We start from the raw sequence: 19,091 nt of genomic DNA, 5'->3' as shown, positions 1-19,091 counted from the left end.
CAGCCATGCCACCGTTCATCCGCCTCTTCGCGAAGCGGCTCGGTACCTCTTTGATCGTGCTGATCGGGGTATCGCTCCTGATCTTCGCCATCGCCCGGGTCATCCCCGGCGATCCGGCGCGCATCGCGCTCGGGCCGAATGCGACGCCCGAAGCCGTCGCGGCGCTGCGCGACAAGCTGCATCTCGACGCCTCCTTTTTCGCGCAATACGGCTACTTCCTCGCCGACCTTGCCCGCGGCGACCTCGGCATCTCGCTCTACACGAACCGCCCGGTCATGGCCGACATCGCGCAGTTCCTGCCCGCGACGCTGGAACTCGTCGTTGTGTCCGGCCTGATGATGATCGCCATCGGCCTGCCGCTCGGCATCCTCTCGGCCCGCCATCGCGGCAGCTGGGTGGATCATGCGATCCGGCTGGTGACGATGCTCGGCGTCTCGGCCCCCGCCTTCGTCTGGGCCGTCGTGCTGATGCTGATCTTCGCCTATTTCATAAAGCTCTTCCCCATCGCCGGCCGGCTCTCCGACAGCATCACGGTGCCGAACGTCACCGGCTTCATGCTGGTCGACACGCTGCTTGCCGGCAACCTCAGGGCCTTCGCCGATGCCGTCTGGCACCTCGTCCTGCCGGCCTTCGCGCTCGCGCTTTCCGGCATCGGGCAGGCCGCCCGGCTCGTGCGCTCCAACATGGTGGAGACCTACGAGCGGCCCTATATCGAGATGGCGGAGGCCTACGGCTTCCCGGAAAGGCGCATCGCCCGGCGCTACGCCTTCCGCCCGTCGCTGATCCCCTCGCTCACCATCATCGGCCTCGATTTCGCCGCCATGCTCGGCGGCGCCTTCCTCGTGGAAGCCGTCTACGCCTGGCCGGGCCTGTCGCGCTACGGCGTCGCCGTGATCCTGCGCAAGGACCTCAACGCCATCGTCGGCACGGTGCTCATCATCTCGGCCATGTTCCTCATCGTCAACATCGTCGTGGACCTGCTGGTCTCGGTCATCAATCCGCGCATCCGGCTTTCGCAGAGGGCGTCATGAAGAAGACCCTCGTCATCCTCGCCCGCAATCCGCTGTCGCTGATCGGCCTTGTCCTCGTGGCGATCGTCGTCTTCTCGGCCGTCTTCGCCGACGTCATCACGCCCTTCCCTGCCCATGTCGGCGCCGTGGTCGACTTCGCCAACTTCAACCAGCCGCCGCACTGGCCGAACATCTTCGGCACGGACCTCGTCGGCCGCGACCTCTTCACCCGCGTCGTCTATGCTTACCGCATCTCGCTGGTTCTCGGCATCGTCGTGCTCGCCATCGCCGTCCCGATCGGCGTCGCCATCGGCCTTGCGGCCGGCTACCTCGGCGGCTGGACGGAATACCTGCTGATGCGGCTCACCGACGTCTTCCTGTCGATCCCGCCGCTCGTGCTCGCCATGTCCATCATGGGCCTCCTGGAGCCGACGCTCACCAACGGCATGATCGCGGTGACGGCCATGTGGTGGCCCTGGTACACCCGCCTCGTCTACAACATCGCCCGCTCCGAGAAGGAGGAGGGCTATGTGCTGGCGGCGGAGGTCATCGGCGCCTCCAAGCTGCACGTCATGTTCCGCGAGATCCTGCCGAACTGCGTGCCCTCCATCATCACCAAGATGACGCTCGACTTCGGCTTCGTCATCCTCATCGCCTCCTCGCTGTCCTTCCTCGGCCTCGGCGTGCAGCCGCCGACCCCGGACCTCGGCTCCATGGTGGCGGAGGGCGCGAAGTACCTGCCGGACAGCTGGTGGCTCACCGTGTTCCCCGGCCTTGCGATCCTCATCGCCGTCTTCGGCTTCAACCTGATCGGCGATGCGCTGCGCGAAATCCTCGGAGTGGATCAATGACGGCCCCTACCCTCAGGATCGACGACCTCCGCCTCGGCTTCAGGACATGGTCCGGCACGATCGACGTGCTGCACGGCATCTCGCTGCACATCCGGAAGGGCGAACGCGTCGCGCTGGTCGGCGAGTCCGGCTCCGGCAAGTCAGTGACGGCCCGCATCGTGCTCGGCATGCTCCAGCAGCTGAAGACCGCCCGCATCTCCGGCACGGTGGAGTTCGAGGGCATCAACCTCGAAACGCTGAAGCCCGCCTCGCGCCATGCCCTTCGCGGCACGGCCATGTCGATGATCTTCCAGGATCCGACCTCCTCGCTGAACCCGGTCTATCCGATCTTCACGCTGTTCCGCGAGGTGCTGCGGCGTGCCGAGCCCCGCATCGACGAGGAGACGGCCCGCCGCAAGGCGATCGCCGCGCTCGCCGACGTCGCCATCAACGAGCCGGAGCGCGTGCTGGAATCCTATGCCTTCCAGCTTTCCGGCGGCATGAACCAGCGCGTGATGATCGCCATGGCGCTCGCCAACAACCCCGCGCTGCTGCTCGCCGACGAACCCGGCACGGCCCTCGACGTGACCGTGCAGGCGCAGACGCTCAGGCTGATGTCCGAGCTCGTCGAGAAGCACCGCACCTCGGTGCTCTTCATATCGCACAATCTCGGCGTCGTGCGCGAATTCGCCGACCGGGTCTACGTCATCTACAAGGGCAATATCGTCGAGCAGGGGCCGACCGCCGCGCTCTTTTCCGATCCGCGCCATCCCTATACGCGCGCCCTGCTTGCCGCCGTGCCGCGCATCACGGGCGGCGGCATTCCCGACATCGAGGACGATCCGGCCGCATTCCGCGCGCCCCTCGTCGCCCATGACGGCTACAGCGAGAAGGAACTCCTCTCATGAGCACGCTCCTTTCCGTCTCGAACGTCTCCAAGCATTTCGAGGTCAGCGGGCGCACCGTGAAGGCGCTCGACGGCGTCTCCTTCAATGTCGAGAAGGGTGAATGCCTTGCCATCGTCGGCGAATCCGGCTCCGGCAAGTCGACCGTCGCCAATATCATCCTCGGCATCTACGGGCCGACGGCGGGCGACCTCACCTTCAAGGGCGAGGCGCTGCCGGCAAGGCGCACGCAGGAGCACCGCCGGGCGATCCAGCTCGTGCAGCAGAACCCGCTCTCCTCGCTCAACCCCCGCCGGTCGATCGGCGCGTCGCTGCGCCTCGCGCTCGACGTCCACGGCATCGGCGACAAGGCGGGCCGCGCCGCGCGCACCGGGCAACTCCTGGAGGAGGTCGGCCTTCCCGCCGAATTCAGCACCCGCGCGCCCGCCGCCCTTTCCGGCGGCCAGCGCCAGCGCGTCGCCATCGCCCGCGCGCTCGCCTGCCAGTCGGAGCTCGTCGTGCTCGACGAGCCGACCTCCGCCCTCGACGTGCTCGTGCAGGCGCGCGTGCTCAAGCTCCTGAAGGCGCTGAAGGAAAGCCGCGGGCTGACCTACGTCTTCATCACCCACGACCTTTCGGTCGTGCGCAACATCGCCGACCGCGTCGCCGTCTTCGAGAAGGGCCGGCTCGTCGAGCTTGCCACGACCGGCGCGATCTTCACCCGACCCGAAAATCCCTACACGCGCCGGCTCATCGGCGCCGTTCCCGTCGTCAGCTCGGAAGAAGCGGCGCTCCGGGACCACATCATGGAGCAAGAGAATGGAAATGCCTGATTACACAGCCTTCGTCGAAGCCGTGGCCGCCGGCGGCCAGCCGGACAAGGCCTATGCGGCGCTGGAAAAGCTGGTGAAGGACGTCGTCGGCGTGAAACTCTTCACCATCATGACCTCGGACACGACCGACAAGGTCTCCGAACGCATCTATTCCAGCATGCCGGACGTCTATCCGGTCTCCGGCACCAAGCCCTACAACGAGACCGAATGGTCGGAGATCACGCTGAACCGCAAGGAGACCTTCGTCGCCAACACGATCGAGGACATCGCCAAGGTCTTCGACGACCACGAGATGATCCTCTCGCTCGGCTGCCAGTCGGTCATCAACGTGCCGATCACCGTCGGCGGCGAGGTCGTCGGCACGCTGAACTGCCTGCATGACCGGGATTACTACACCGAGGACCGCATCCGCGCCGCCGACGCGCTGAAACTGCCGGGCGCCGTCTGCATGCTGCTGCACGCCCTTGAGAAGAGGGAGGAAAGCCGATGAGCCGGAAGACCATCCGCGTCGCCACCGACGTCGGCGGCACGTTCACCGATCTCGTCTGCTTCGAGACGGACCATGCCACCGGCGAATTCCGCGTCACCACGGCGAAATCCGACACCACCCCGCCCGACTTCGAGCAGGGCGTGCTGAACGTGCTCGAAAAGGGCGGCGTCGACCCGAAGACCGTCGACTTCCTCGCCCACGGCACCACCGTCGTCATCAACGCGCTGACCGAGAGGAAGGGCGTCAAGGTCGGACTGATCACCACCGAGGGGTTCCGCGATTCGCTGGAGATCGCCCGCGGCAACCGGCCGGACTTCTTCAACCTGCACTACAGGAAGCCGGAACCCTTCGTTCCGCGGTATCTGCGCCGCGAGCTTCCGGGCCGCTTCGACTATCACGGCACGGAGATGAAGCCGCTCGACCTCTCGGGCCTGCCGGCGATCCTCGACGACTTCCGTGCCGACGGCGTCGAGGCGATCGCCGTCTGCTTCCTGCATTCCTACGCCAACCCGAGCCACGAGCAGGCGACGATCGCCGAGATCGCGCGCCTGTGGCCGCAGATCGCCACCGTCGCCTCGCACCAGATCACCCGCGAATGGCGCGAATACGAGCGCACCAACACGACCGTCATGTCCGCCTACGTGCAGCCGACGGCCGAGCGCTACCTCAGCCGCCTCAACGACGGCCTCGCGGGCAAGGGCTTTGCCGGCAACCTCTTCGTCATGCAGTCGAACTGCGGCGTGGATTCGCTCGAATCGGTCAGGAAGATCCCGATCACCATGGTCGAATCCGGCCCGGCCTCCGGCTTCTGGGGCGCGGCCGAGCTCGGCAAGCTGATCGGCGAGCCGAACGTGCTGGCCCTCGACATCGGCGGCACGACGGCGAAGTGCTCGCTGATCGAGAACGGCCAGGTCCGCATCATGACGGACTACTGGATCGAGCGCGACCGCACATCGGCCGGCTATCCCATCATGGTGCCGGTGGTGGACCTCGTCGAGATCGGCAACGGCGGTGGCTCCATCGCCTGGGTCGACGATTTCGGCAAGCTGCATGTCGGCCCGAAATCGGCCGGCGCGGTGCCCGGCCCGGCCGCCTACGGCCGCGGCGGCACGAACGCGACCACCACCGACGCCAATCTCTGGCTCGGCCGCATCAACCGCGACTATTTCTGCGGCGGCTCGGTCGTCGCCGACATGGCGGCGGCCGAAAAGGCGCTTTCGGACCTCGGCGAAAAGCTCGGCGTCTCGGCCGACGACGTGGCGCGCGGCATCGTGCGCATCGCCAACAACAACATGGTCAACGCGCTGAAGCTCGTCTCGCTCAACCGCGGCTTCGACCCGCGCGACTTCACGCTGGTCGCCTTCGGCGGCGGCGGGGCGATGCATGCGGCGGCGCTCGGCACGGAGCTCGGCGTGAAGAAGGTCGTCATCCCGGCCGGCGCCTCGGTGTTCTCCGCCTGGGGCATGATGATGTCGGACCTGCGCCGCGACTACTTCGTCACGAAGCTCGCGGACCTCAAGCCCGGCGCGGCCGCCGGGATCGAGGCCCTGTTCGCCGAGTCCGAAGCGCTGGCCCACCGGCAATTCGCCGAGGAAGGCGTCGAAAGGGGCAGGGTCCGGTTCCTGCGCTACGGCAAGTTCCGCTACCAGAACCAGGAGCACACGACGGAAGTCCTCGTCGAGGGCGCGATCACCGACGAGAGCCTTGCCGCCATCGAGGCCGCCTTCCACGAGACCTACGAGCGGGAATACACCTACCGCCTCGACGCGCCCGTCGAATTGGTCGGCATCCATCTCGTCGCCGCGGCCGAGGTCGGCAAGCTGAAAATGCAGGAAAAGCCGCTCTCCGCAACGCCGGCGTCCGCCGCCCGGAAGGGCGAGCGCGAGGTCGACTATGCGCTGGAAGGCGTCCATCCGGCCGCGATCTACGACGGCGAGAAGCTGGAGCCCGGCATGGCCTTCACCGGGCCCGCGATCATCGAGGACCCGGGCACGACGATCGTCGTCCACCCCGGCAACCGCGTCGAGGTCGACGGTTTCGGCAACATCCACATCCACCTGAAAGCCTGAGGAGTGCGGGACATGACGACAGCTTCCCACGACCCGATCACGCTGGAGATCATCCAGAACTCGCTGCAGGCGACCGCCGACGAGATGTTCGCGGCCATGCGCAAGACGGCGATGAGCTCCATCATCTACGAAGTGCTCGACATGGGCACCGGCATCACCGACGCCGAAGGCCGTCTCGCCTCCTCGGGCGCCGGCATTCCCGGCTTCATCGGCGTGCTCGACAAGTCGGTAAAGGTGCTCCTGAAGAAGTTCTCCAAGCCCGGCGACATCCAGCCCGGCGACGTCTTCATCACCAACGACCCCTATTACGGCGGCGTCACGCACCTCAACGACCTCGTCGTGTGCATGCCGGTCTTTTCCGGCGGCCGGCTGATCGCCTGGACGGCCAACATCGCCCACAATTCGGATGTCGGCGGCAAGTCTCCGGGCTCGCTCTCGGCGGATGCGACGGAGATCTTCCAGGAGGGCCTGCGCCTTCCCGCCATCAAGATGATCTCCAGGGGCGAGGCGATCCCCGGCATCTTCGACATCATCACCGTCAATTCGCGCATGCCCGACTTCCTCGAAGGCGACCTCTGGGCCGCCATCGCCTCCGTGCGCATCGGGGCGAAACGTCTTGCCGAGCTTGCGGAAAAATACTCCGTCGCCACCTTCGAGGCGGCGATGGCAGGCTTCATGGACCACGGCGAGAAGATCGCGCTCGCCGAACTTTCCAAACTCCCGCACGGCACCTTCGAGCTGACGGAGGAGCAGGACGACGGGCGCCTGTTCAACGTCAAGGTGACGATCTCCGGGACGGAATTCGTCGTCGATCTTCGCGACAACCCGGACCAGGACAGCGGCCCCTCCAACGCGAGCTACGACGATACGCTCGTCAGCATGCAGGTCATCTTCAAGGCGCTGACCGACCCCGCCTCGCCGGCCAACGAAGGCTCCTTCCGCCCGCTCAAGGTGCTGACGCGCGAGGGCTCCTGCTTCCACGCCAGGGAACCGGCCGCCATCGGCTTCTACTACGAGATCGGCATCCGCGGCTACGACCTCGTCTGGCGCTGCCTCGCCCCGCACATGCCGGAGAAGCTGCCGGCCGGGCACTTCTCCTCCATCGCCGGCACCTTCATCGGCGGCATCCATCCCGATACCGGACGGCAATACACGATCATCGAGCCGCAGATCGGCGGCTGGGGCGCCGCCAACGGCCGCGACGGTAATTCGGCAATCTTCTCCGGCGTGCACGGCGAGACCTACAATTGCCCGGCCGAGATCTCCGAAGCCCGCAACGGCCTCTTCGTCGACCGCATGGAGCTCAACACCGATCCCGGCGGCGAAGGCAAGTGGCGGGGCGGCCACGGCATCCGGCTCGACTACCGCATCCGCCGCGACGATTCCTTCCTGACGCTCGGCTATACCCGCTCGCGCATCCTGCCCTGGTCGCTCGACGGGGGCAACGAGGGCTCGGCCAACTATGCGCTCGTGCTGCGCAAGAACGGCACGTCGGAACGCTACGCCTTCGCCTCCGGCATCCGCGTCGACAAGGACGACGTGATCCGCGTGATCACCGGCGCCGGCGGCGGCGTCGGCAACCCGAGGGAACGCGACCCGGCCCTCGTGCGCGAGGACGTCCGCAACGGCTACATTACCGCCGAGCGCGCCCGCGAGGTCTACGGCGCCGGCCTGTAAACGCAAGGAAACCAACGGAGGACACGCATGGGCACGCAACCGCTCAAGATCATGTATCTCAATCCCGTCGCCGACAACGAAGGCGTCGACGCGATCTTCGCCGCCATGGCGCGCGACCACAAGCTGCCCGGCACGGAAGTGCATGTGGCGGCGCTGCCGAAGGCCCGCTACGGCTTCTCCCATATCGAGTTCCGCACCTACGAGGCGCTGGTGACCCGCGGCATCATGCGCGCGGTGCGCACCGCTGCGCTGGAAGGGTTCGACGCGCTCGCCATCGGCTGCTTCTACGACACGGCGCTGCACGATGCGCGGGAGATTTCCGGCGCGATGGTCGTCACCGCTCCCTGCATCGCCTCCTGCGAGGTCGCCGCGAGCCTCGCAAACCGCTTCGGCATCATCGTCGGCCGGCGCAAATGGGTTCACCAGATGCAGTCGACCGTGCATGAATACGGTCACGCCGGACGCCTCGCCGGCTTCTACGACGTCGGCCTCGGCGTCGACGACTTCCAGAAGGACCACGCGGAGACCAACCGCCGGCTGCTCGCCGCCGGACGCAAGGCCGTGGAGGAAGGCGGCGCGGAAGCGCTCATCCTCGGCTGCACGATGGAGATCGGCTTCTACAGGGAGATCGAGAAGGAGCTCGGCGTCCCTGTCATCGACCCCTCCATCGCCGCCCTGAAGCGCGCGGAATATGCCGCGCTTCTCAAGCGCCAGTGCGGCTGGGTGCCGAGCCGGAAGGGCTCCTGCGAAGCGCCCTCCGAAGCCGAGCTTTCCGCCTTCAACGCCTTTGCGGACGACGGGCCGGTCTTCGGCAGCCGCATCGTCCTTCCCGCCGCCTGAACGAGGACGAGAACCATGAACGAACAGACCGCCAATCGCCTGAAGGCCCTGCGCCGGCGCATGGCCGAGACCGGCACCGGCCTCGTCGCCGTCGCGCCCGGCTCCCACATGGACTGGGTGCTGGGTTTCCATCCGCATCCCGACGAGCGGCCCTGCCTGCTGCTGATCGGCCCGGAACGCGAAGCCTTCCTGATGCCGGCGCTGAACGCGGAGGGAAGCCGCGAGTTCACCGACATCGCCTTCCACACCTGGGCGGACGAGGACGGCCCGGACGCGGCCCTTCGCGCGGCGCTTTCGGCGATCGGCGCGCAGGCGCCCGGCCTCGTCGCGCTCGACGAGACCATGCGTGCCGACTTCGCCCTGCTGCTCATTGATGCGCTGCCCGCCGGGACGCGCCGCGACTTCACGCCGGCGACGCTCGGGGGCCTGCGCATGCGCAAGGACGCCGGCGAATATGCAAAGCTGAAGATGAATGCCGGCATCGCGGACCGCGCCATGCAGGCGGCCTTTGCCGCCATCCGGCCGGGCATGACGGAGAAGGAGCTCGCCGCGAAGATCCGCGCGCACTTCTCCTCCGAGGGCGCTTCGCCGCAGTTCTGGATCGTCGGCGCCGGCGGCAACGGCGCCTTCCCGCACCATTCGGCGAGCGACCGCGTCATCAAGGAAGGCGACGCGGTGGTGATCGACATCGGCGGGCGCAAGCAGGGCTTTCCCTCCGACATCACCCGCATGGCCGTCGTCGGCGTGCCGCCGGAGGGCTACGGCGAGATCCACGCCATCGTGGAAAAGGCCGTGCAGGCGGCGCTGAGGGCGGCCCGTCCCGGCGTTCCCGCCCGCGAGGTCGACGCGGCCGCCCGCAGGGTCATCGCGGATGCCGGCTACGGCGAATACTTCGTGCACCGCACCGGCCACGGCATGGGCATCGACGGCCACGAGCCGCCCTATATCACCGCTACCTCCGACACGGTGCTGGAGGAAGGCATGGTCTTCTCCATCGAGCCCGGCATCTACCTGCCCGGCCGCTTCGGCATCCGCCTGGAGGACATCGTCATCCTGCGCGAGGACGGCCCGGAGATCCTCTCCTCGCTGCCGCGTTCCGTCCACGTCGCGCCGGCCTGAGGCATGTCCTCGGAGACGCCTTCTCCTCTCGCGGGAGGAGAAGGCTCGGGGCCTATCCTTCGGGTTTCAGGAACCGCCGGATCATCGTCGTGATGAGCTTGCGGCTCTCCTCGAACCGGATGCCGGGAACCATCAGCGGCAGCATGGGGGCGGCATCGACGATCGCGATCAGCACCGCGCTCGTGTGCTCCGGATCGAGGCCGGGATCGACCTCGCCGCGCGCCTGCCCCGCCTTCAGCGTCCCCGCCAGCAGGCGGCGCACGCCGTCGGTGTTGCGGGCCAGGATATCGCGGATCCTTTCGTTTCGTCCCGCCTCCGCCAGAAGCTCGAACAGGATGCGGCAATGGGCGGCATCGTCCCAGCCCTCCATGTTCCATATCTCCGACAGGAGGACCGTCGCGACGTCGTCGGTTCCCTGCTGCCGGCCGAAATAGGTGTGCAGCCTGGCAAGGTATTCGTCCGCCATCTGCTCGACGATCGCCTCCTTGCTCGGAAAGTAGTGGTAGAGGTGGCCGGGGCTGATGCCCGCTTCCTTGCAGATGATCGAGATCGACGCGCCCTGCAGCCCGTGCCGCAGGAAGCAGCGGTGCGCGGCCTCCAGGATCTCGTGCCGTTTTCCTTCGTGCTGCTCGGGGACAAGCTTGCGGGCCAAGGGACCTCCAAAATAATAGAATGATCGCTCTATCTATCTTGACGGCGACCGGATCATTATTAGAATGATCACTCAATCTATGGCGAAACGCCCTTCCCGTCCAGCATCGTGCCGGCCGGAAGGGGCCGCCTTGCCGAAAAAACGGAGCGTCACGATCCAAATGCGCCTCTCCCCATCCGCCATCCTGGCCTGGCCCCTGGCCGCGTTCTTCCTGTTCGGTGCCTATGGAAACGCCTTCATCTCCCCCGAATACGCAGCCGCCTATCGGCGCTGGGGCTATCCGGACTGGTTCCCCTATCTCACCGCCGCCCTCGAATTGACGGCCGCCGTGCTGCTGGTCCGCGGGCCGTCGCGTCCCTATGGCGCCGGGCTCGGGGCCGCGATCATGGCGGCGGCGACCGCCACCACGCTCGTGAACCGCGACTATGCGCATACCGCCGCGCCCGTTGCCGTCCTCCTCGTTTCGCTCGTCGTTCTGGCCCTTGCCGCGCGCCGCGCGACCGCCTGATCCTCTCCCACGGAGCACTGCCATGAAAGAACCGCTGACATCGGCCCGCCCGGCCGATCACCCGAACGCGCCCATAGCCCATCCGGACACCTGGCCGGACCTCCTGTCGGGCCGCCATCTCGCCATCGTCTGCGTCCTGGCGAGCGGCGTCCTGCTCTATGCCATGAACCTCTACTTCACCGCCGCCCTGATGCCCTCCATCGTCGCGGAGATCGGCGGCCGGCAGTATTACGCCTGGGTGACGACGTCCTTCGTCATCGCCGCTATCGTCGCCTCGCTGTTCGTCAGCCGCATGCTGGAATGGAAGGGCGCGGGCGCCGCCTATGTGCTGGGCTTCCTCGTCTTCGCGCTCGGCGCGGCGGGCAACGCCGCCAGCCCGGCCATGGAGCCGCTCATCCTCGGCCGCGTGGTCCAGGGCCTTGGCGGCGGCCTGCTGGCCGGGCTCGGCTATGCGGTCATCCGCACGGCGCTGCCCGAGCGGCACTGGGCGCGGGCCACCGGCGCGGTTTCGGCCATGTGGGGCGTCGGCACCCTGTTCGGGCCGGCACTCGGCGGCCTGTTCGCCGAGCTCGGCCTCTGGCGCTGGGCCTATGGCGCGCTTGCCGCCGTCGCCCTGCTCTTCGCCATCGTCGCGCAGCGCGCCTTCGCCGGCACGGCCGGTTCCGGACGCCGCACGCCGGTGCCCGTGGCCTCCCTCATCCCACTGGTGCTCGCGGCGGTCGCCATCAGCCTCAGCGCCCTCGTCCCGATCGGCTGGCCCACGCTGGCGATGATCGGCACCGGCCTCGTGCTGCTCGGGCTCTTCGTCGCCGTCGAGCGGCGCGCGCACGACACAATTCTCCCGCGCATCACCTACCGGCGCGGAAATTCGCTGAAGTGGGTCTACCTGACGGTCGCCGCCCTGAGCGCGGGCGTCATGGTCGAGACCTTCATACCGCTCTTCGCCCAGCAGCTCGCCGGCGCGAGCCCGCTCATCGCCGGGCTGCTCGGCGCCGTGCTCTCGCTCGCCTGGGTCGTCGCACAGCTCTTCGTCGTCTCCGTCTCGTCCGAGGCCGCCCGGCGGCGCGCCGTTCGCCTCGGACCGCTGTTGCTGACGGCCGGCCTCATCGCCTACGGCCTGCTGCAGGCCGAAGGCGCCGGTCCGGCCATGGTGGGCCTTTGGGCCGCGGTGCTCGCGCTCGCCGGCGCGGGGATCGGCCTCGCCTGGCCGCTGCTCGGCGTTGCCGCCATGAGCAGCGCCAGCGATCCGGCCGAAGGCGGCAAGGCTGCGGCCGCGATCACCACCACCCAGCTCATCGCCTTTTCCGTCACCTCCGCCCTTGCCGGCACGCTGATGGCGGCGGGCGGGCAATCCGGCGTCGACGCCGCGCGCTATGTCATCCTCGGCATCGCGCTCCTGACGCTGCTCGGCGTCCTCACGGCCGGCGTGGCCACGAGACGATAGGTGAGCGCCCGCCGAATGCGCCGGCATTCCCGCCGGCGCATTCGGCCCTCGCCATGCCCCGTGCCGTCGTCCAATATGGGGCATGGCCAGAATCACCCCGCACAGCCCGGACGACCGCGACCAAGCCGCACCGCCGCAAGACGATCCCGCGCGGGCTGTCGCCGCACCCGCGCCGCCTCCCCTCACGGGCCACCTTCAGGACCTCACCGACCGCGCCCGCTTCTATGTCGAGGCGTCGAGCGCGGCCAATACGCGGCGGGCCTATGCGGCGGACTGGAAGCATTTTGCCGCCTGGTGCCGGCGGCAGGGACTTTCGCCGCTCCCGCCAGATCCCCAGGTGGTCGGCCTCTACATCACGGCCTGCGCCTCCGGCACGGCGATGCGCGGCGGCAAGCCGAACACCGTCTCGACCATCGAGCGGCGCCTGTCGGCCATCGGCTGGAACTGCGCCCAGCGGGGCATGCCGCTCGACCGGAAGGACCGCCATATCGCCACCGTGCTCGCCGGCATCCGCAACCGGCACGCCGCCCCGCCGCGGCAGAAGGAGGCGATCCTTCCCGAAGACCTGATCGCCATGCTGGAAACCCTCGACCGCGGCACGCTGCGCGGCATGAGGGACCGCGCCATGCTGCTCGTCGGCTTTGCCGGCGGCCTCCGCCGCTCGGAGATCGTCGGGCTCGACCTCGGCCGCGATCAGACCGAAGACGGCCGCGGCTGGATCGAGATCTTCGACAAGGGGGCGCTGGTGACGCTGCGCGGCAAGACCGGCTGGCGCGAGGTGGAGATCGGCCGCGGCTCGTCCGATGCCACCTGCCCGGTCGCCGCACTGGAGACCTGGCTGAGATTCGCCAGGATCGCCAGAGGCCCGCTCTTCCGCCGCGTGACTGGAAAGGGCAGGAACGTCGGAGCGGACCGGCTCAACGACAGGGAGGTGGCGCGCCTCGTCAAGAAGACGGCGCTTGCCGCAGGCGTGCGGGGCGAATTGTCCGACGCCGAGCGGGCAAGCAAGTTCGCAGGCCATTCCCTGCGCGCGGGCCTCGCCTCCTCCGCCGAGGTCGACGAGCGCTACGTCCAGAAGCAGCTCGGCCACGCCTCGGCCGAGATGACCCGCCGCTACCAGCGCCGCAGGGACCGGTTCCGCGTCAACATGACGAAGGCGGCCGGGCTCTGAGACGGAAAGGGGGCGGAACCCGCCCCCTCCGTTGCGCGGCCTACTTCTTGCCGCCCCAGCGTTCCGGATAGCCCGGCAGTTCCTGGCAGCCGCACAGGCTGTAGTGCAGCGGCGGCATGCGCTCGTCGACATAGTCGGCAAGCACGTCCTCGGTGATCGCCGGCTGCGGCAACACCCATTCGGGGCCGGGGACCTCCTTGCCGTCCAGCACGTCGAGGGCGGCGATGACGGCCGTGCGCCACTGGTAGGTCGGGTAGGACGGGCCGATCGCCGTCAGCTTTTCCGACTGCCACTTGCGCAGGAAGTCCTGCTGGTCCTCGCCGCTGATCACCGGATAGGGCAGGCCCGCGTCCTCGAACGCTTCGAGCGCCGCCGTCGCGGTGTCGCCGGCATCCATCCAGACCGCATCGATCTTCTCGCCGCGGTTGATGTAATCCTCGACGATGGACTTGGTCTTCGCCCGGTCGCTGCCGGTGAATTCCGAGCCGACCACGTTGATGCCGGCCTCGTCGAAGATGGTCTTGGCCGCCGAATAGCGTGTCTCCAGCACGTCGACGCCGGGCATGATGCGCAGCGCCAGCACGTTGTCGCCTTTCTTCAGCTTGCCGGCGATGAACTCGCCGGAGGTGATGCCGAAGCCGTAGCCGCCGACCGGGTGGATGTAGGTGACCGGGCATTGCGTGTTGACGCCGCGGTCGAAGACGATGACCGGAAGCTTGCCGCAGGCCGCCTCGACCGCCGGGGTGAGCGCCGCCGTCGTGTTGGGCGAGACGATCAGCGCATCGCATTTGCCGCCGCTGACGAGCGCCTCGATGTCGGAGATCTGCTTGTCGTCCTTGCCCTCGGCATCGACGACGATGAGCTCCTTGATGCGGTCCTTGTGCAGCTCGGCCTCGGCGTTGAGGTTGTTGAGGCCGACCACGCGCCAGGGATTGAAGACGCCGGCATTGGAGAAGCAGAGGGTGACCGGGCCCTCCTTCTTGTACTTGGCCGTGTCGACCATGCCGTCGCCGAGGTGCTGTGCCCACGGCTGGCCCTCCGGCCCCTGCGGCGTCATCGACAGCTGCTCGCGCTGCTTCTTGAACTCGGCCGGATCGTTGAAGTCCTGCGCCAGCGCGTGGCCGGCGAACGTGAGCGCCACGGTCGTCGCCAGAAGTGTCCTCGATTTCATGTTTTCCTCCTCCGGAAGGCCGGCTCTGCCGGCGGTTGATGTCGAATGGTCTTTCAGGTCCGCCGGCGGCCGCGCCACAGGCTGGCGCCGACCGCGGCGATCAGGATCACCCCCTGGATGCTGTCGCGCAGCGCCTGCGGCAGGCCCAGGAGGTTGAGCAGGGTGAAGAGCGCAAAGAGGCTGAGCGCGCCGAAGACCGCGCTCCAGATCGAGCCGCGCCCGCCGAGGAGCTGAGCGCCGCCGATGACGCAGGCGGCGATCGCCTGGAGCTCCAGCCCCTCCCCGGCATTGACGGAGACGCCGGAAAAGCCGCCGAGCAGGATGCCGGCCGTCACCGCGGAGACCGCCGACACCACGAAGGCGAGGATGCGCGTCGCCGCGACCGGCGTTCCGGCAAGCTCGGCTGCTCGGGGGTTATCGCCGACGGCGAGCGCCCGCTTGCCGTAGAGCGTGCCGTTCAGCCCCCACCAGGCAAGCGCGACGAAGCCGGCGAGCACGAGCACCGCGAGCGGCAGCGTTCCGACGAGGGGCACATCGCGCCAGACGAGGCGGCCGAGATTGCGGAAATTCTCCGGCAGGTCGCCGCGCGCCGCCCCGCCCGACCAGGCGAGCGCCAGCCCGTTGACGGACAGCATCGCGCCGAGCGTCGCGATGATCGAGGGCACCTTGAGGAAGGCGACGACGAGACCGTTCACGAGGCCGACGGCGATGCCCATCACGTAGAGCGCGCCGATGACGGCCCAGGTGGCGTCCGGATCGCCGTTGATCAGGATCGACGCGGCCAGCACCGCCAGGGTCGCGACCGCCCCCATCGACAGGTCGAAGCCGCCCGTCAGGATGACGTAGAGCTGCCCGCAGGCGAGGATGATCAGCGGCGCGGCGCGCCGCAGGAAGTTCATGAAGAGGCCGGGCTCCAGATAGTTGGGCTGGAGGACGGCGATCGCCGCGTAGAGGGCCACGAAGATGACGAGGCCGGCATTGACGGCGATCCCGGCGGAGCGGCGGATGGCGGCAGACCCCTGCGGAACGGTGCTCATGCGACGTGCCCCTTGTAGCGGACGGCGTGGACGGCGACGGCGGCGATCACGATGGCGCCGCGCAGCACCTGCTTCAGGAAGGCGTCGATGCCGAGCATGTTGAAGCCCGCGTCGAGGCTGGCGAAGAGCAGGACGCCCGCAAGCGTGCCCGCCACGCCGCCCTTGCCGCCGGCGAGGATCGTGCCGCCGATGACCGTGACGGCGATGGATTCGAGGTCGTAGATCCCGTCGCGGCCGATCCAGGGCGTGCCGGATTGCAGCCGCGCGGCGAGATAGAGCCCCGACGCGCCGGCGAAGAGGCTCGCGACCACATGGGCGGACAGGACGACCCTTTCCGTGCGGATGCCGGCGAGCCGGGCCCCGTCGGGATTGCCGCCGACCGCATAGATGCGCGCGCCGAACAGGGTGCGGCCGAGCACGAAGGCCGCGGCGAGCGACAGGAGGGCAAGCAGCAGGATCGAATAGGGCACGCCCAGCACGCCGCCATAGGCGATGACCTGGAATTCACGCGCGACCGCGCCCTGCAAGGCCCCGAACGACGCGGCGAGCACGCCCTGGATGATCAGCCCCGTGCCGAGTGTGGCGATCAGGGGGTTGATGCCGCCATAGGCGACGAGGGTGCCGTTGACGAGGCCGACCGCAAGGCAGAGGCCGAGGCACGCGAGCACGGCGGGCGCGATCATGGCCGCATCGCCCTGCATGATGTGGGACGCCAGCACCGCGACGGCGCTGATGAGGGCCGCGACCGAAAGGTCGATCGAGCCGACGAGGATCACGAAGGTCTGGCCGAGCGCCACGAGCCCGAGGGCGACCATGCGCTGGATGAGGCCGGCGACGCCCTGTCCGCTCAGCTGCGCCACCTCGCCGGTCGCAAGCGCGATCACGACGAAGAACGCGATGGAAAGCCCCGCAAGCAGGACGGCGATGGGCAGGCCCGCAGCGGCCGGCTTCGGCTTCACGATGTCCGTCGTCATGCGCCGGCCTCCTCTTGCGGCGCGCCCGGAAGGCCGAGGGCGAGATGCATGATATCCTCTTCGCCCGCGCCTCTCGGCAGTTCGCCGGAGATGCGGCCCTGGTGCATGACGAGGATGCGGTCGGCGACGCCGATCAGTTCGGGCATGTCGGAAGACACCACGACGATGCCGCGGCCGGAATCGGCAAAGCGGCGCATCGTCTCGTAGATCGCGGCCTTGGCGGCGATGTCGATGCCGCGCGTCGGCTCGACGAAGACGAGGATGTCGGACGCCTGCGCCAGCCAGCGCACGATGATTGCCTTCTGCTGGTTGCCGCCGGAAAGCGTGCCGACCTCCTGCCCGAAATCCGCCGCGCGCACGTCCATCGCGCGCAGCCTTTCGTCGATGGCATCGCCGGCGAAGGCGCCGGCCCGCGGCCGGGAGAAAAGGCCGGCCATGGCGCGCAGCGTCAGCAGCGCGTTGTCGCGTACGGACTGGCGCAGCGCCAGGCCCTCGCGCTTGCGGTCTCCCGGCAGGTAGCCGATGCCGGCCGCCGTCGCCTGCCGGGGCGAGCGCAGGGCGGCGGGCCTGCCGCGGAGCGTGACCGTGCCTTCGGAGAACGGCGCATCGCCGACGAGCGCCTGCGCCAGTGCTCCCTTGCCGGAATCCTCCAGGCCCGCGATGCCGACGATCTCACCGGCACGGACGTCGAAGGCGATGTCGCGCACCGCCGCATTCCCCCCGCCCCGCACGTCGAGCAGGACCTCGCCCGGCGCCGAGGACGGCGGAGGCGGATAGAAGTCCTTGAGGTCGCGGCCGACCATGGCCCGAACGATCTCGCCGATGGGCGCGGCATCGCGCGGCCGCGTCCAGATCCTCTTGCCGTCCTTGAGGACGGTGATCCGGTCGGCGATCGCCGTCACCTCGGGCATGCGGTGGGAGATGTAGACGATCGAGACGCCCTCGTTCCTGAGGCCCTGCACCAGCGAGAGGAGCGTGCGGCTGTCGCGTTCGTCGAGCGCCGCGGTCGGCTCGTCCATGACGAGGATGCGCGCGTCGAGAAGGAGCGCCTTGGCGATCTCGACGAGCTGCTGCATGGCGATGGAGAGCGAGGAGACGAGCGCCTGCGGATCGATCTCGGCGCCGATGCGGCGCAGGAGCGCGGCCGCCTTCTTGCGCATCGCCGTCCTGTCGAGGATGCCGCGCCGGGCGATCTCGCGGCCCATGAAGATGTTTTCCGCCACGGTCCTGTGCGGCAGCAGGCTCAGTTCCTGGTGAATGATCGAGATGCCCGCCTCGGCCGCCTGCCGCGGATGGGTGAAGTGCACCGTCTCCCCGGCAAGGCGGATGTCGCCGGCATCCGGCCTATAGCTGCCGCCGAGGATCTTCATCAGCGTCGACTTGCCCGCGCCGTTCTCGCCGCAGATCGCGTGGACCTCGCCGGGCAGGCAGTCGAAATCGACGCCGTCGAGCGCGCGCACGCCCGGAAAGGCCTTGCTGATGCCGGACATGCTGAGGGCGGGAACGGCCGTCATGCCAGCCGCTCTCCGGCCGCCGCCCATTCGCGGCGGATGAAGGCGACGCTCTCGGCAAAGAGGCTGTCGAGGTCGTCGAACAGGTCGCGCCAGACGCGGGTGGCGCCGGCGAGCTCCGGCAGGGCGCGGCCGAAGGACTCCACCGTCAGCCAGCCGTCGTAGCCGCAGCGGCGCAGCGCATCGAAATGCGCCGCGAAGGGCACGTGGCCGGAGCCCGGCACGCCGCGGTCGTTCTCCGAGACATGGAAATGGTTGATCTCGCCGTGATAGCGCTCATAGGTCGCCGGCGGGTCCTTTTCCTCGATATTGGCGTGGAACGTGTCGAACATGTAGCCGTAATTGGGGTGGTCGACGGCGCGGTAAATGGCCGAGGCCTGCGCGATGGTCGACATCATGTAGCATTCGAAGCGGTTGACGGCCTCCGCCGAGATGCGGATGCCGGCCGGCGCCGCGTAGTCCGCGATCGCGTGCATGGCCTCGACGCACCGGCCGAACTCCTCGCCGGTCGGCCCGAAGCCGGTGAAGACGCCGACGGGCGAATGGATCGGGCCGGCGATGATCTCGCCGCCCATCGCCGCCGTGCAGTCGACGATCCAGCGGTGATGGTCGCGCGCCCTTGCGCGTATCGCGGGGTCGGGGCTGACCGGGTTCGCCTCGGGCGTGGCGACGGCGGCCGCTCCCGCCGAAAGGCCGATGCCGGAAAGCAGCCGGCCGAGGGCCGCATAGTGCTCCGGCGTGCCGGAAAAGACCGGGACCTCCACGGCGTCATAACCGAGCGCCTTCAGCCGTTCGAGCTGGCGCGCATGCTGCGTGCCGATGTCCGCGCCGATGACGAGCAGATTGAATGCGACCTTCACGAACGTCCTCC

18 protein-coding genes are annotated in these 19,091 nt (G+C 68.5%); 12 read left to right on the top strand and 6 right to left on the bottom strand.

Annotated elements, in window-relative coordinates; all coding sequences use genetic code 11:
- Window positions 1-5 precede the first annotated feature (5 nt).
- Genes ACIIOY_RS11560 through ACIIOY_RS11520 form a run of 9 tightly spaced genes read left to right on the top strand, consistent with a single transcriptional unit; the run spans window position 6 to window position 9,752 of the window.
- Window positions 6-1,031 carry an ABC transporter permease gene (locus ACIIOY_RS11560; protein ID WP_411034817.1) on the top strand — a complete coding sequence of 342 codons (1,026 nt, stop codon included), beginning with the start codon at window positions 6-8 and terminating at the stop codon, window positions 1,029-1,031.
- The gene (locus ACIIOY_RS11555) at window positions 1,028-1,861 is read left to right on the top strand and encodes an ABC transporter permease (protein ID WP_411034816.1); all 834 of its coding nucleotides are present in this window, start codon (window positions 1,028-1,030) and stop codon (window positions 1,859-1,861) included. The genes ACIIOY_RS11560 and ACIIOY_RS11555 overlap by 4 nt, the downstream gene beginning before the upstream one ends.
- Complete coding sequence (locus ACIIOY_RS11550) at window positions 1,858-2,748, top strand: ABC transporter ATP-binding protein (RefSeq protein WP_411034815.1); 891 nt, start codon at window positions 1,858-1,860, stop codon at window positions 2,746-2,748. The genes ACIIOY_RS11555 and ACIIOY_RS11550 overlap by 4 nt, the downstream gene beginning before the upstream one ends.
- On the top strand, window positions 2,745-3,557 hold the full coding sequence (locus tag ACIIOY_RS11545) for an ATP-binding cassette domain-containing protein (RefSeq protein ID WP_411034814.1): 813 nt from the start codon (window positions 2,745-2,747) through the stop codon (window positions 3,555-3,557). The genes ACIIOY_RS11550 and ACIIOY_RS11545 overlap by 4 nt, the downstream gene beginning before the upstream one ends.
- Window positions 3,550-4,047, top strand: coding sequence for a GAF domain-containing protein (locus ACIIOY_RS11540; RefSeq protein WP_411034813.1), 498 nt, complete (start codon window positions 3,550-3,552; stop codon window positions 4,045-4,047). The genes ACIIOY_RS11545 and ACIIOY_RS11540 overlap by 8 nt, the downstream gene beginning before the upstream one ends.
- The gene (locus tag ACIIOY_RS11535; RefSeq protein WP_411034812.1) at window positions 4,044-6,116 is read left to right on the top strand and encodes a hydantoinase/oxoprolinase family protein; all 2,073 of its coding nucleotides are present in this window, start codon (window positions 4,044-4,046) and stop codon (window positions 6,114-6,116) included. The genes ACIIOY_RS11540 and ACIIOY_RS11535 overlap by 4 nt, the downstream gene beginning before the upstream one ends.
- Window positions 6,117-6,128: 12 nt before the next feature.
- Complete coding sequence (locus tag ACIIOY_RS11530) at window positions 6,129-7,793, top strand: hydantoinase B/oxoprolinase family protein (protein ID WP_411034811.1); 1,665 nt, start codon at window positions 6,129-6,131, stop codon at window positions 7,791-7,793.
- Between the two features lie 27 nt (window positions 7,794-7,820).
- Window positions 7,821-8,633: an aspartate/glutamate racemase family protein gene (locus ACIIOY_RS11525; protein ID WP_411034810.1), complete on the top strand. Its 813-nt coding sequence runs from the start codon at window positions 7,821-7,823 to the stop codon at window positions 8,631-8,633.
- A gap of 15 nt (window positions 8,634-8,648) precedes the next feature.
- On the top strand, window positions 8,649-9,752 hold the full coding sequence (locus ACIIOY_RS11520) for a M24 family metallopeptidase (RefSeq protein ID WP_411034809.1): 1,104 nt from the start codon (window positions 8,649-8,651) through the stop codon (window positions 9,750-9,752).
- A 52-nt stretch (window positions 9,753-9,804) separates the two neighbouring features.
- Here the strand turns inward: ACIIOY_RS11520 and ACIIOY_RS11515 are convergent, their stop codons facing one another.
- The gene (locus ACIIOY_RS11515; RefSeq protein WP_411034808.1) at window positions 9,805-10,404 is read right to left on the bottom strand and encodes a TetR/AcrR family transcriptional regulator; all 600 of its coding nucleotides are present in this window, start codon (window positions 10,402-10,404) and stop codon (window positions 9,805-9,807) included.
- A gap of 160 nt (window positions 10,405-10,564) precedes the next feature.
- On the opposite strand from ACIIOY_RS11515, the gene ACIIOY_RS11510 reads away from it, so the two are divergent.
- The 3 genes from ACIIOY_RS11510 to ACIIOY_RS11500 all read left to right on the top strand — a co-directional run bounded on the left by ACIIOY_RS11510 (window position 10,565) and on the right by ACIIOY_RS11500 (window position 13,527).
- Window positions 10,565-10,912, top strand: coding sequence for a DoxX family protein (locus tag ACIIOY_RS11510; RefSeq protein WP_411034807.1), 348 nt, complete (start codon window positions 10,565-10,567; stop codon window positions 10,910-10,912).
- A gap of 22 nt (window positions 10,913-10,934) precedes the next feature.
- Entirely contained in the window at window positions 10,935-12,356 is a 1,422-nt protein-coding gene (locus ACIIOY_RS11505; protein ID WP_411034806.1) for an MFS transporter, read from the top strand.
- 82 nt (window positions 12,357-12,438) lie between these two features.
- Window positions 12,439-13,527: a tyrosine-type recombinase/integrase gene (locus ACIIOY_RS11500; RefSeq protein ID WP_411034805.1), complete on the top strand. Its 1,089-nt coding sequence runs from the start codon at window positions 12,439-12,441 to the stop codon at window positions 13,525-13,527.
- Between the two features lie 40 nt (window positions 13,528-13,567).
- On the opposite strand, the gene ACIIOY_RS11495 is transcribed toward ACIIOY_RS11500, so the two are convergent.
- Genes ACIIOY_RS11495 through ACIIOY_RS11475 form a run of 5 tightly spaced genes read right to left on the bottom strand, consistent with a single transcriptional unit; the run spans window position 13,568 to window position 19,080 of the window.
- Window positions 13,568-14,698, bottom strand: a complete 1,131-nt coding sequence (locus tag ACIIOY_RS11495) for an ABC transporter substrate-binding protein (RefSeq protein ID WP_411034804.1) — start codon at window positions 14,696-14,698, stop codon at window positions 13,568-13,570.
- Window positions 14,699-14,751: 53 nt separating this feature from the next.
- Window positions 14,752-15,735, bottom strand: coding sequence for an ABC transporter permease (locus ACIIOY_RS11490; protein WP_411034803.1), 984 nt, complete (start codon window positions 15,733-15,735; stop codon window positions 14,752-14,754).
- Entirely contained in the window at window positions 15,732-16,709 is a 978-nt protein-coding gene (locus ACIIOY_RS11485; protein ID WP_411034802.1) for an ABC transporter permease, read from the bottom strand. Before ACIIOY_RS11485 ends, ACIIOY_RS11490 begins: the two co-directional genes overlap by 4 nt.
- Entirely contained in the window at window positions 16,706-18,223 is a 1,518-nt protein-coding gene (locus tag ACIIOY_RS11480; protein ID WP_411034801.1) for a sugar ABC transporter ATP-binding protein, read from the bottom strand. The genes ACIIOY_RS11485 and ACIIOY_RS11480 overlap by 4 nt, the downstream gene beginning before the upstream one ends.
- Complete coding sequence (locus ACIIOY_RS11475) at window positions 18,220-19,080, bottom strand: sugar phosphate isomerase/epimerase family protein (protein WP_411034800.1); 861 nt, start codon at window positions 19,078-19,080, stop codon at window positions 18,220-18,222. The genes ACIIOY_RS11480 and ACIIOY_RS11475 overlap by 4 nt, the downstream gene beginning before the upstream one ends.
- Window positions 19,081-19,091: the final 11 nt, after the last annotated feature.

This window comes from Shinella agrisoli (genome assembly GCF_046557955.1).
Classification (GTDB): domain Bacteria; phylum Pseudomonadota; class Alphaproteobacteria; order Rhizobiales; family Rhizobiaceae; genus Shinella.
The sequence above is the reverse complement of the archived record's forward strand: the minus strand, read 5'-3'. Positions and strand labels throughout refer to the sequence as shown.

Excerpts from the sequence above, each read along its gene's own strand:
- ACIIOY_RS11560 (WP_411034817.1), top strand. The coding sequence starts at position 6 with ATGCCACCGTTCATCCGCCTCTTCGCGAAGCGGCTCGGTACCTCTTTG.
- ACIIOY_RS11555 (WP_411034816.1), top strand. The coding sequence starts at position 1,028 with ATGAAGAAGACCCTCGTCATCCTCGCCCGCAATCCGCTGTCGCTGATC.
- ACIIOY_RS11550 (WP_411034815.1), top strand. The coding sequence starts at position 1,858 with ATGACGGCCCCTACCCTCAGGATCGACGACCTCCGCCTCGGCTTCAGG.
- ACIIOY_RS11545 (WP_411034814.1), top strand. The coding sequence starts at position 2,745 with ATGAGCACGCTCCTTTCCGTCTCGAACGTCTCCAAGCATTTCGAGGTC.
- ACIIOY_RS11540 (WP_411034813.1), top strand. The coding sequence starts at position 3,550 with ATGCCTGATTACACAGCCTTCGTCGAAGCCGTGGCCGCCGGCGGCCAG.
- ACIIOY_RS11535 (WP_411034812.1), top strand. The coding sequence starts at position 4,044 with ATGAGCCGGAAGACCATCCGCGTCGCCACCGACGTCGGCGGCACGTTC.
- ACIIOY_RS11530 (WP_411034811.1), top strand. The coding sequence starts at position 6,129 with ATGACGACAGCTTCCCACGACCCGATCACGCTGGAGATCATCCAGAAC.
- ACIIOY_RS11525 (WP_411034810.1), top strand. The coding sequence starts at position 7,821 with ATGGGCACGCAACCGCTCAAGATCATGTATCTCAATCCCGTCGCCGAC.
- ACIIOY_RS11520 (WP_411034809.1), top strand. The coding sequence starts at position 8,649 with ATGAACGAACAGACCGCCAATCGCCTGAAGGCCCTGCGCCGGCGCATG.
- ACIIOY_RS11510 (WP_411034807.1), top strand. The coding sequence starts at position 10,565 with ATGCGCCTCTCCCCATCCGCCATCCTGGCCTGGCCCCTGGCCGCGTTC.
- ACIIOY_RS11505 (WP_411034806.1), top strand. The coding sequence starts at position 10,935 with ATGAAAGAACCGCTGACATCGGCCCGCCCGGCCGATCACCCGAACGCG.
- ACIIOY_RS11500 (WP_411034805.1), top strand. The coding sequence starts at position 12,439 with ATGGCCAGAATCACCCCGCACAGCCCGGACGACCGCGACCAAGCCGCA.
- ACIIOY_RS11495 (WP_411034804.1), bottom strand. The coding sequence starts at position 14,698 with ATGAAATCGAGGACACTTCTGGCGACGACCGTGGCGCTCACGTTCGCC.
- ACIIOY_RS11490 (WP_411034803.1), bottom strand. The coding sequence starts at position 15,735 with ATGAGCACCGTTCCGCAGGGGTCTGCCGCCATCCGCCGCTCCGCCGGG.
- ACIIOY_RS11485 (WP_411034802.1), bottom strand. The coding sequence starts at position 16,709 with ATGACGACGGACATCGTGAAGCCGAAGCCGGCCGCTGCGGGCCTGCCC.
- ACIIOY_RS11480 (WP_411034801.1), bottom strand. The coding sequence starts at position 18,223 with ATGACGGCCGTTCCCGCCCTCAGCATGTCCGGCATCAGCAAGGCCTTT.